Here is an 11,949-nt window from a genome sequence, read left to right on the forward strand (position 1 = left end):
ATCTTATAACATGGTTTAATAGAATCAGAGCCGTATTAACAAATGAGTGGCCAGGCATTAACATTTAACAGTTTTCTTAAATAATCAGAGCGTAAAACTGGAAAAGATGCAAAAGTTTTCGAATCGAACACCTTATCTTATTAAAGAGAGTTTATGAGGGCTAACAAATTCCTCTGCCAGCTGTTTCTAATAGAAGGTAACCATCAAATTCCCATTATATGAACAGATTCGAAAATAAAGTAGTTGTCATCACCGGTGCCGCCGGTGGTATCGGCGAAGCAACCACACGCCGCATTGTCTCCGAAGGAGGCAAAGTAGTCATCGCTGACCATTCCGAGAAAAGAGCGGAGCAGCTTGCCAACGAACTCACGCACGCAGGGGCTGACGTGCGTCATGTCTATTTTTCCGCCACCGAACTCCAGAGTTGCAAAGAGTTGATTGATTTTTCCATGAATGAATATCAAAGAATAGACGTACTGATTAATAATGTAGGAGGAACTGATCCCAAACGTGACCTTAGCATCGAAAAGCTGGACATCAACTACTTTGACGAAGCATTCCACCTGAATCTCTGCTGCACGATGTATCTTTCCCAACAGGTCATTCCTATCATGACTGCCAATGGCGGCGGAAACATTGTCAACGTAGCTTCCATAAGCGGACTTACGGCTGATGCCAACGGTACTTTATACGGCGCCAGCAAAGCGGGTGTCATCAACCTGACGAAATATATCGCTACTCAAATGGGAAAGAAAAACATCCGTTGCAACGCCGTAGCTCCGGGACTGGTACTTACTCCCGCTGCATTGGACAACCTGAATGAGGATGTACGTAATATCTTCCTCGGTCAATGTGCCACTCCTTATCTGGGAGAACCGGAGGATGTTGCAGCTACCATCGCTTTTCTAGCTTCGAACGATGCCAGATACATCACCGGACAAACGATTGTGGTGGATGGCGGACTGACCGTTCATAATCCGACAGTGGCGTTATCATAAAACGACCGGATAACGTATTATCGGTAAAGATGATAGGTTATTAACCGGCAACCATTACAAAAAATAATCTCTTTTTCCTTGATGTTACCGATAGGAAACATATCTTTGTGACCAACAACTAAAACGTATGGAGATTAGAATAAAGAACGAATGTCATGATTGTTAAGACACTATTAGATACAGATCTTTATAAGTTTACCACATCGTATGCTTATATCAAACTGTTTCCCTATGCAATGGGCACGTTTAGTTTCAACGACCGGAATGAAACTCAATATACCGAAGATTTCCTGAAGGCACTCAAAACAGAGATTATGAATCTTAGTCAGTTGAGGTTTACGGAAGAGGAGCTGGAATATATGACGAAAAACTGCAGATTCCTTCCGAGGGTCTACTGGGAGTGGTTATCTTCTTTTCGTTTCGACCCGAATAAGATTGATATTCATCTGGATGAAGCCTGTCATCTTCACATTGAGGTGACTGATTTGCTCTATAAAGTGACGCTGTATGAAGTGCCTTTGCTCGCGATTGTCTCTGAAATCAAAAACCGTTTCTTTGGCAATGTAGCAGACATGAACGAGATTCTTTGCAAGCTGTCGGAGAAAATAGAATTATCGAATCAACATCAGCTCCGCTTTTCCGAATTCGGCACACGGAGAAGATTCTCCATTGATGTGCAGGAAACGGTTATCAAGAAGCTGAATGAGACGGCACATTATTGCACCGGAACTTCCAACTGTAACTTTGCAATGAAATATGGAATGAAAATGATGGGGACTCATCCACATGAATGGTTTATGTTTCACGGAGCACAGTTCGGATATAAACATGCGAACTATATGGCACTCGAAAACTGGGTGAATGTTTATGACGGAGATTTGGGTATCGCACTTTCCGATACATATACTTCCGGTATCTTCCTTAGTAACCTTAGCCGCAAACAGGCTAAACTTTTTGACGGAGTGCGTTGCGATTCCGGTAATGAGTTTGAGTTTATCGACAAGCTGGTTGCCCGTTACAGAGAGTTGGGAATTGATGCGACGACCAAAACCATCGTTTTCAGCAATGCCCTCGACTTTACAAAGGCATTGGATATTCAGGAATACTGCCAGAACAAAATACACTGCTCTTTCGGAATCGGTACCAACCTTACCAATGATACCGGATTCGAGCCTTCGAACATCGTGATGAAACTGACACAATGTAAGATGAATGTCAATCAGGAATGGAGAGAATGTATCAAACTGTCTGATGATGAAGGAAAACATACCGGCAGTCTTGAAGAGGTACAGGCTTGCCTGTATGAGTTACGACTCAACTAAATTATAACAATGTTGCACATATTTTCCGTAAATTCTCCAAATGCGCCATAACATTCTTATCCTTTCGGGCAATTTGCATATTATATCTCGTCTGCATGTTCACCAGCAACTCCGCATTTATATCGGTAGCAGCTTCAATCAACAAAGCAAAATCCGTAGATACAGGACGACGCCCATTCAATATATCATTCAGCATCGTATACGACACTCCTACCACCTCTGCAAATCGTTTCTGCGATATTCCACGAGATTGTAATTCTTCTTTTATAATCTCTCCTGGATGTACTGGAACAAAAGAATACCCTAAATTAGACATACTATTCTTATTTATAATGATTCGTTATGTCGATTATAGAACAAATAGTTATGATGGGTTCGGAATCCGTAGTCGATATTTTAAATTCCAGCCGATATTGTTTATCGATCCGAATAGATGAAATACCTTTTTTAACTCCCGTCAAGACTTCATAATTCAACGAATTCAAAGGATAAAGTGCTTCTACATTCAACGCTTCAGCCAAAATGACAATTCGCTTCACATAATTCCTTATTACTTGAGGTTGAAAACGATGCTTCTTATCGCTACATTTACCTTCATAATAAAGTTCTGAAAGATATTCCTTTTCAAACTCAATAACCATTTCTCTACTTATTACGACAGTACAAAGATAGCAGTTTTTTTCAGAATACACTAAAAAAGTGGATATAATGATAGCAATTCTATCAAACTTGGCCAAAGTCCGAAAGCTAGTAGATAAAACTTGCTATCACCTTAATCAACACAACTCTATTCATAGCAGTATTAATAAAAAAATGCTGCAGGTATGTTCTTATTCTATACTATCTGTGACTATAGTAATAAAAGCTATGGCAATCAGATCCAAACCTTTCAGGATTTGAATCCTTTCACTGCTCTTTCCAGTCTTTCCAAAGGTAATTCGCCGGATTGTCTCCAAAGCTGTTGTCCTTTTCTAAAAAGAATAAAGGTAGGAGTCGACTCAACCGTATAGAAATCTGTAAGGGCAGGTTCCTGGTCGATGTCTACCAATACCACTTCCAATGTTCCCTCCATCAGTTTCTTAAATTCTTCAACAACCGGTTTCATACGTTGGCAATGAGGACACCACGTTGCATAAAACTCTGCCATGACCCAATCACCGTTAGCCAGTTTCTCCTGATTTCTTTCTTCACGAGCTATTTTCTTTTCTTTCATACGAATATCTCCTTTTTTATTAATTACTATCAACCTAACAATATCAGGAGAAATATAGTTTAGAAAAGTAGCAAGGTTACACACTAATTAAAGAATCCGTTTTAAAGATAAGCATTGCACAAAAATGAAACTTTCGTGCAAAAAAGGAACATCTTATTCAATATTTATTTATCTTTGCCCCCCGAAATGGTTCAGAATCCGTATCCAACGGACGATGATTAATAGGGAACCGAGTGTAAATCCCGGACAGTCCCGCTGCTGTGAAGCTCTGTTCAATGTCTTATAATTGAACTAATTTAACGCCACTGATGTTTATCGGGAAGGCAAATAAGACAAGAGTCAGTCAGAAGACCTGCCATTTTGTGTAAGACGCTCCCCTCCTCGTGGGTTAGGAGAAAGAGCATCACTTGTTAAGCCCCAAATCAAAAAAATACTGTTTTTCGTCGGGTGGAGTATGTCCATTAGATAGGAAGACATTAATAAGTATGTACTTAATTGAAAAAAGTATGATAAAAAAAATCTTAGTAGCCAATCGCGGTGAAATTGCCGTAAGGGTGATGCGCTCCTGCCGGGAGATGGAGATAACGAGTATCGCTATCTTTTCCGAAGCAGACCGGACCGCGAAGCACGTGCTTTATGCAGACGAAGCTTATTGCGTAGGGCCGGCAGCATCCAAAGAGAGTTATCTGAATATAGAAAAAATCATCGAAGTGGCGAAAGCAGCTCATGCGGACGCCATCCATCCGGGTTACGGCTTCTTGTCCGAGAATGCTACCTTCGCCCGTCGATGTCAGGAAGAAGGAATCATCTTTATCGGACCTAATCCGGAAACAATGGAAGCCATGGGGGATAAAATTGCTGCCCGTATCAAAATGATCGAGGCGGGAGTACCCGTTGTTCCCGGCACACAAGACAATTTGAAAAGTGTGGAAGAAGCCATAGAGCTTTGCAATAAGATCGGATATCCGGTGATGCTGAAAGCTTCTATGGGCGGTGGTGGAAAGGGTATGCGCCTCATCCACAGTGCCGAAGAAGTGGAAGAAGCTTATACCACTGCCAAGAGCGAATCGTTGTCTTCTTTTGGCGACGACACGGTTTATCTGGAGAAGTTCGTTGAAGAGCCTCATCACATCGAGTTCCAGATTCTTGGTGACAAACATGGAAATGTCATTCATCTATGCGAACGCGAATGTTCCGTGCAACGCCGTAACCAGAAAATCGTAGAGGAGACTCCTTCGGTTTTCGTCACTCCCGAACTGCGGAAAGATATGGGTGAAAAGGCGGTAGCTGCGGCTAAAGCGGTGAACTACATCGGTGCGGGTACTATCGAATTTCTTGTTGACAAACACCGCAACTATTATTTCCTTGAGATGAACACCCGTTTACAGGTGGAGCATCCGATTACGGAAGAAGTGATTGGGGTAGATTTGGTGAAAGAGCAGATTAAAGTTGCCGACGGACAGGTGCTTCAGCTGAAACAAGAAAATATTCAGCAACGCGGACACGCTATTGAGTGTCGTATTTGTGCCGAAGATACAGAAATGAATTTTATGCCGAGCCCGGGTATCATCAAACAGATTACAGAGCCGAACAGTATCGGTGTACGTATCGACAGTTATGTGTACGAGGGATATGAAATTCCAATCTACTACGACCCGATGATCGGTAAACTGATTGTATGGGCTACCAACCGCGAATACGCTATCGAGCGGATGCGCCGCGTACTCCACGAATATAAGTTGACCGGTGTGAAAAACAATATCAGCTATCTGCGTGCCATCATGGACACTCCCGATTTCGTGGAAGGTCACTATGATACAGGATTCATCACCAAGAACGGCGAATATCTGCAACAACGCATCATGCGCACCAGCGAACATTCCGAAAATATTGCTTTGATTGCCGCCTATATGGACTACTTGATGAACCTCGAAGAGAACAACAGCGGTATGGCTACCGACAACCGTCCTATCAGCAAATGGAAAGAGTTCGGACTGCACAAGGGAGTGTTGAGAATCTAATTTTAACAAAGAGAATTCAATTATGGAAATTCATATAGGAAACCGTGTGGCCGAAGTAGAGTTGGTCAGCAAGGAAGATAACAAGGTGGTGCTTACCATTGATGGAAAACCGTTTGAAGCAGACGTAGTGATGGCGGAAAACGGCACTTGCAACATCTTGATGGACGGACGCAGTTCGAATGCACAGCTGATTCGCCGTGATAACGGGAAAAGCTATAAAGTGAATACGCATTATAGCAGTTTCAATGTAGAAATTGTGGACAGTCAGGCGAAATATCTGCGGATGCGCAAGAAAGGGGAAGAGGAACAGAACGACTGCATCATTTCTCCGATGCCGGGCAAGGTGGTGAAAATACCTGTTGTAGCCGGTCAGGAAATGAAAGCGGGAGATACTGCCATCGTTGTCGAAGCAATGAAGATGCAGAGCAACTACAAAGTAACTTCGGATTGCCGCATTAAAGAAATTCTGGTTCAAGAAGGTGATAGCATAACCGGCGAACAGACATTAATAACATTAGAACCGATTGCATAATATAAGAACGGATTGCATTATGGAAGAAATAAATAAAGCATACGCCACGTTCGAGGAACGTGACCGCATCGCTTCTCTTGGCGGAGGCGTTGATAAAATAGAGAAGCAACATGAAAGCGGTAAAATGACTGCCCGCGAACGTATCGAGATGTTGCTCGATAAGGGTACTTTCGTTGAACTGGATAAGTTGATGGTTCACCGTTGTACGAACTACGGAATGGATAAGAACAAAATTCCGGGAGATGGTATCGTATCCGGTTACGGAAAGGTGGACGGTCGCCAAGTGTTTGTTTACGCTTATGACTTTACGGTATATGGCGGCTCACTGTCAGCTTCCAATGCTAAAAAGATTGTGAAAGTACAACAACTTGCATTGAAGAACGGTGCCCCGATTATCGCTTTGAATGATTCGGGCGGTGCACGTATCCAGGAAGGGATCGAGAGCCTTTCCGGTTATGCTGATATTTTCTATCAGAATACAATGGCCAGCGGTGTGATTCCACAGATTTCGGCAATCCTGGGTCCTTGCGCCGGAGGTGCCTGCTACTCTCCTGCCCTGACCGATTTCATCTTTATGGTGAAAGAAAAAAGCCACATGTTTGTGACTGGTCCGGATGTAGTAAAAACTGTGATTCATGAGGAAGTAAGTAAAGAAGAGCTGGGTGGCGCAATGACACATAGCAGCAAGAGCGGTGTGACTCACTTTATGTGCAATACCGAAGAAGAATTGCTGATGAGCATCCGTGAACTGCTTTCTTTCTTACCGCAGAATAATATGGATGAAGCCAAGAAACAACCTTGCACTGACGAAACAAACCGTGAAGATGCTTCTCTGGATACCATCGTTCCGGTAGATCCGAACGTACCGTATGACATGAAAGACATTATCGAACGCATTATAGACAACGGCTATTTCTTCGAAGTGATGCCGAACTTTGCTAAGAATATTATCATTGGCTTTGCCCGTATGGCAGGTCGTTCGGTAGGTATCGTAGCGAATCAGCCAGCTTATCTTGCCGGTGTTCTCGATATTGACGCCAGCGACAAAGCAAGCCGTTTTATCCGTTTCTGCGATTGCTTCAATATTCCATTGATTACATTCGAAGATGTTCCGGGATTCCTTCCGGGATATACACAGGAAAACAATGGTATCATCCGTCACGGTGCAAAAATAGTTTATGCATTTGCAGAAGCCACTGTTCCCAAACTGACAGTGATTACCCGCAAAGCTTACGGTGGTGCTTATATCGTAATGAACTCCAAGCAGACCGGAGCTGACGTGAACTTCGCTTACCCAAGTGCAGAAATTGCTGTAATGGGTGCGGACGGCGCCATCAATATCCTATTCCGCAAAGCTGACGAAGCAACAAAGGCCAAGGAACTGGAAGCCTACAAAGAAAAGTTTGCCACTCCGTATCAGGCTGCCGAGCTGGGATATATTGACGAAATCATTTATCCGAGACAGACTCGCAAACGTCTGATTCAGGCACTGGAAATGACGGAAAACAAGATGCAGACAAACCCGCCCAAGAAGCATGGCAATATGCCTTTATAACAACTAGATAAGGTGCGCAAAAGCACCACTCATAAAACGAGCTTGCAGAGATTCTATGATATACTTTAGGAGATTTGTAAGCTCGTTTCTTATTTGTAAGCCTGCCGTTTTTTTATATGTGAAAAAAAAACGGCACCTCGATTCACATCGCAGCACCGTCACAACACAAACACAAAATAAAACACGACAAAACTACTATGCAATCTTCCTGTCATGCCGGGGAGGCATATCTTGCTTGACTTATCTATATTCGCATACGCATAAGAAGCTTTATCAGGCGATTTGCACAATAAATAACATACGTTTCCGGATTTTGTTCACAGGATTGATAAGATTTTATTCAATAATATGATAAGAAAATGAAATAACGCGCTCTTTAACGAATTCAAGAGAAACGAAAAAAACGGCACCCCGATTCACATCGCAGCACCGTCACAACACAAACACAAAATAAAACACGACAAAACTACTATGCAATCTTCCTGTTATGCCGGGGAGGCATATTCACTAGCCTATATATATTCGCATACCTACAAGTAGCCATCAGGCGATTTGCATATATAAAACATTCTGATTTTTATTTTGTTCACGAAAGGAGAAGTAAAAATATTATTTTTTCTCCTTGTAGTCTTTCAGGAAGCCTTCCATCAGCCATTTGGCGAGTGCCTGACGATTGGAATTCATCACCAGCCGACGCTGATCGAACGTATTCTGGATATTACCCAACTCCACAAAGACGGAAGCGGGAGTGGTATGGGAAAGCACGTATAAGTTACGCCCGCTTACTGTGCCGGAAAAGCCCCGGTTGGGTTGATGCTTATCGTACTTTGACTCAAACGTATTTTTCATATTATTCGCCAATCGTTTGCTTTCTCCCTTTTTATTCGAATAATAGAAAAAGACATCCGTTTGTTTTCCCTTACTACGGCTATCGATATGAATAAAAATTGCCCTGCAATAAGAGTAGTTCTTACGGTCTTTCCGATAAAGGGCGTTTATTTTATCGCAGCGTTGCTGTAAGCGTTGCACCTGATTCAAAGGAATTGGATCGCCCATACAAGTCTCCCGTTTACTGTTTGACAGGTACGAATCATCACGGATACCATCTTTAGCATCTTGAATGATGATACGGACTTCGGCTCCTTCCTGCATCAGGTTACGTGCCAGACGGAGGGCAATATCATAAGCGTATTCATCTTCGTGCAATTCGTATTTACCAACTTTCCCGATAGCACCCGGATCAGGACCTCCATGTCCGCTGACCACATAGAAGCAAGCACCGGCAAAACGGTTGGAAGTTACTTTCACATTAGCCAGTTGCTTTCCAAACAAAGGCTCATTGAGGGTGGTTCCTATTTTTGTTGATTTAGCTTTCGGAGATTGTTGCTTTGTTCCGGAACTTTCGGAAGCTGATTTCTTTACCGGAGGAATAACATACGTCACGCCCACTTTAAGCACATTGTTCTTTCCCAGTTTCTGTTTATTCAGCTCAATAAAATCGTCGTAATACTTCTTCGGAGAGCGGTTGTGCCTCAACAGAAAAGAAGAGATGCCTTCACCCGCCTTCGGAGTTGCCTTCTGCTGTGCCCAAAGAGTTGTGCCCGAAAAAAGAAAAGCTAAGAATAAAAGAATATAGAGTTTATTTTTCATAACTACATTAACTATCTCCTTCGCAAGAGTATCATTTCACTCATAAACAGGGCAAAAATACAATTATTTTCCCTACTTTTGCAGCATTAAAACATTTTTTGAAATAAAACATTAAAACCCGATAACATTATGGCAAAACAATTCAAACCGGAAACCCTGTGTGTACAGGCAGGATGGACGCCTAAAAAAGGCGAACCACGCGTATTGCCCATCTATCAAAGTACAACTTTCAAATACGATACCAGCGAGCAGATGGCCCGCCTGTTCGACCTGGAAGACAGTGGTTACTTTTATACCCGCCTACAAAATCCAACGAATGACGCTGTTGCCGCCAAAATTGCCGCTCTTGAAGGTGGTGTAGCTGCTATGCTGACTTCCAGCGGTCAGGCTGCCAACTTCTATGCCATTTTTAATATCTGTCAGGCAGGAGATCACTTTGTTTGCTCTTCCGCTATTTACGGAGGTACGTTCAACCTGTTTGGCGTGACCATGAAGAAGCTAGGCATCGATGTGACTTTCGTTAATCCGGATGCCAGCGAAGAAGAAATTTCTGCAGCTTTCAAACCGAATACAAAAGCTTTATTCGGTGAAACGATTTCCAACCCTTCTCTTGAAGTACTGGATATTGAAAAGTTCGCACGTATCGCACACAGTCACGGGGTTCCCTTGATTGTTGACAATACTTTCCCGACTCCGATCAACTGCCGCCCATTTGAATGGGGAGCTGACATCGTGGTTCATTCTACTACCAAATACATGGACGGACACGCTACAAGCGTAGGTGGCTGTATCGTAGACAGCGGTAATTTTGATTGGGATGCTCATGCTGAAAAATTCCCGGGACTTTGTACTCCGGACGAGTCATACCACGGACTGACTTATACTAAAGCATTCGGCAAAGGTGCTTATATCACCAAAGCAACTGCCCAACTGATGCGTGACCTCGGCAGCATCCAAAGCCCGCAAAATTCTTTCTTATTGAATCTGGGACTTGAAACGTTGCACCTGCGTATGCCTCAACACTGCCGTAATGCGCAGAAAGTAGCCGAATATCTTTCTAAAAATGAGAAAGTTGCCTGGGTAAACTATTGCGGACTGCCGGACAATAAATATTATAGCCTTGCACAGAAATATATGCCGAATGGTTCCTGCGGAGTCATCTCCTTCGGACTGAAAGGCGGACGTGACGTATCTATCAAGTTTATGGATTCACTGGAATTCATTGCGATCGTTACTCACGTGGCGGATGCACGTAGTTGCGTGCTCCATCCGGCGAGCCATACTCACCGCCAGTTGACGGATGAGCAACTGATGGAAGCAGGTGTACGCCCAGACTTGATCCGTCTATCGGTAGGTATCGAAAATGCAGATGATATTATTGCTGATATCGAACAAGCATTAAACGCATAAGGATACCATAAAGGTATAAACCCATCAGAGAAGAGGGTATTCTAACTTTTCTCATAAACTAAAAAGGGATATTCAGTAAATAAAAAATATAAGGCAACTACTTCATTGTGAATTAGTTGCCTTTTTTTGTATCTTTAAGCATTTCCCCGTAAATACAGTTTGATTCTGTAGCGAGGGTGATCTCGATAAAAGGGGAGTTTTGACAAATCTCCTTCTTATTTTCCACAAAAGACTGTTTATTTATCAAAGCTTCATTTAGATTTCCTCTGCAGATAAACTGGAGATCATTGTATCCACCCAATATACAACTGTTCTATCCACAAGCAAAATATCTTCGAGATAAGGTGAATCAGATACATCTTCCAACCATGCTGTAGTAATCGGGCCTCTTTCTCTTGTAAGACTTTGAGTTCCCAAATACGAGCTAAAATTAAAGAAAGTGTGTTGTTTCTCTACATCATTTTCACCTGTATATGTAAAGACAAAAGCTTTTTTCTTTTTTCCGGCCAGCGAAGCCTGTTCTATCCGATATGTCCCTTCAACAAGCACTTGTTCATCCTTTGTTTTATAGGTGAATTTCCCTCCTTCTCCTTCTTCAGACAAACGATACACATCATCCGGTCGTAACACACAGATATCTCCTTTATTAATAAAAGCATAAGGGGTCATTGCTACATTCACCTTCTCCTGCAAGTCATCTTCTGCATCCAACAATAACAACATATCCTCACTAGGTCTGGAAACTTGGAATTCAGGTTGGTCGAGACATGTAAAAGTCAGTACACCATAAGAAACAGTAACAGGCAGCGTGACATAATTGCCGTCTTTATCACTAACGGTAACCGTCACTTTCCCTTTTTTACCGTGTGAGCTAAGCCATAACCTGTTATCGTTGACTGTTGCCGTCACAATCGTCTCATCGGAGCTTTGTGCCGAGTAACCACCTTTTCCATTAGCTATCCCGATATTCTCCGCTTCCCATCCATTAAGATACAGGACTGTAGAAGAAATCGTGTTCGTACAGGTTCCCGTTTCGTCGATTAATTCGGAACCGCTAAATAAAATAATCTCTGCATCATCTTGACAGGCTGATATACCAAAAGCCATGAGAGAAAGAAGAAAGAAGCCTAATAAAGTTTTTGTTTTCATATTTTCAGTGGTATGGTTAAATCGCGGCATATGCCATTATTTTGCAAAGATATAAAGTATTTGTAAAAAAAGACTATCTTTGTATGGAAAAAACATAGC

11 protein-coding genes and 1 riboswitch are annotated in these 11,949 nt (G+C 42.5%); of the genes, 6 read left to right on the plus strand and 5 right to left on the minus strand.

Annotated elements, in window-relative coordinates; genetic code table 11:
• Nucleotides 1-218 precede the first annotated feature (218 nt).
• The gene (locus ACNOGP_RS20865) at nt 219-998 is read left to right on the plus strand and encodes an SDR family NAD(P)-dependent oxidoreductase (RefSeq protein ID WP_004296838.1); all 780 of its coding nucleotides are present in this window, start codon (nt 219-221) and stop codon (nt 996-998) included.
• A 155-nt stretch (nt 999-1,153) separates the two neighbouring features.
• Nucleotides 1,154-2,320: a nicotinate phosphoribosyltransferase gene (pncB, locus tag ACNOGP_RS20870; RefSeq protein ID WP_418213626.1), complete on the plus strand. Its 1,167-nt coding sequence runs from the start codon at nt 1,154-1,156 to the stop codon at nt 2,318-2,320.
• Between the two features lies 1 nt (nt 2,321).
• On the opposite strand, the gene ACNOGP_RS20875 is transcribed toward pncB, so the two are convergent.
• From ACNOGP_RS20875 to ACNOGP_RS20885, 3 genes are all read right to left on the minus strand, one after another.
• Nucleotides 2,322-2,636 carry a HigA family addiction module antitoxin gene (locus tag ACNOGP_RS20875; RefSeq protein ID WP_143865074.1) on the minus strand — a complete coding sequence of 105 codons (315 nt, stop codon included), beginning with the start codon at nt 2,634-2,636 and terminating at the stop codon, nt 2,322-2,324.
• Nucleotides 2,637-2,643: 7 nt separating this feature from the next.
• Nucleotides 2,644-2,961 (minus strand): type II toxin-antitoxin system RelE/ParE family toxin, encoded by a 318-nt coding sequence (locus tag ACNOGP_RS20880; protein WP_007766544.1) that lies wholly within the window; start codon nt 2,959-2,961, stop codon nt 2,644-2,646.
• A 248-nt stretch (nt 2,962-3,209) separates the two neighbouring features.
• Nucleotides 3,210-3,533: a thioredoxin family protein gene (locus ACNOGP_RS20885; protein ID WP_004296832.1), complete on the minus strand. Its 324-nt coding sequence runs from the start codon at nt 3,531-3,533 to the stop codon at nt 3,210-3,212.
• A gap of 170 nt (nt 3,534-3,703) precedes the next feature.
• A riboswitch (cobalamin riboswitch) is annotated at nt 3,704-3,908 on the plus strand.
• A 131-nt stretch (nt 3,909-4,039) separates the two neighbouring features.
• Between ACNOGP_RS20885 and accC the strand changes: the two genes are divergently transcribed.
• From accC to ACNOGP_RS20900, 3 genes are read left to right on the plus strand one after another with little or no spacing between them, the layout of a single operon-like run.
• Nucleotides 4,040-5,554 (plus strand): acetyl-CoA carboxylase biotin carboxylase subunit, encoded by a 1,515-nt coding sequence (gene accC / locus ACNOGP_RS20890; protein WP_022199080.1) that lies wholly within the window; start codon nt 4,040-4,042, stop codon nt 5,552-5,554.
• Between the two features lie 22 nt (nt 5,555-5,576).
• Entirely contained in the window at nt 5,577-6,086 is a 510-nt protein-coding gene (locus ACNOGP_RS20895; RefSeq protein WP_008998723.1) for an acetyl-CoA carboxylase biotin carboxyl carrier protein subunit, read from the plus strand.
• Between the two features lie 19 nt (nt 6,087-6,105).
• Nucleotides 6,106-7,641 carry an acyl-CoA carboxylase subunit beta gene (locus tag ACNOGP_RS20900; protein WP_418213627.1) on the plus strand — a complete coding sequence of 512 codons (1,536 nt, stop codon included), beginning with the start codon at nt 6,106-6,108 and terminating at the stop codon, nt 7,639-7,641.
• Nucleotides 7,642-8,250: 609 nt separating this feature from the next.
• On the opposite strand, the gene ACNOGP_RS20905 is transcribed toward ACNOGP_RS20900, so the two are convergent.
• On the minus strand, nt 8,251-9,291 hold the full coding sequence (locus ACNOGP_RS20905) for an N-acetylmuramoyl-L-alanine amidase family protein (RefSeq protein WP_418213628.1): 1,041 nt from the start codon (nt 9,289-9,291) through the stop codon (nt 8,251-8,253).
• Between the two features lie 129 nt (nt 9,292-9,420).
• On the opposite strand from ACNOGP_RS20905, the gene ACNOGP_RS20910 reads away from it, so the two are divergent.
• Nucleotides 9,421-10,701 carry an O-acetylhomoserine aminocarboxypropyltransferase/cysteine synthase family protein gene (locus ACNOGP_RS20910; protein ID WP_004306892.1) on the plus strand — a complete coding sequence of 427 codons (1,281 nt, stop codon included), beginning with the start codon at nt 9,421-9,423 and terminating at the stop codon, nt 10,699-10,701.
• A 255-nt stretch (nt 10,702-10,956) separates the two neighbouring features.
• Here ACNOGP_RS20910 and ACNOGP_RS20915 read toward each other — a convergent pair whose 3' ends face one another.
• Complete coding sequence (locus ACNOGP_RS20915; protein ID WP_418213629.1) at nt 10,957-11,880, minus strand: hypothetical protein; 924 nt, start codon at nt 11,878-11,880, stop codon at nt 10,957-10,959.
• Nucleotides 11,881-11,949: the final 69 nt, after the last annotated feature.

The organism is Bacteroides difficilis (genome assembly GCF_048319815.1).
GTDB classification, from domain to species: Bacteria; Bacteroidota; Bacteroidia; order Bacteroidales; family Bacteroidaceae; genus Bacteroides; species Bacteroides zhangwenhongii.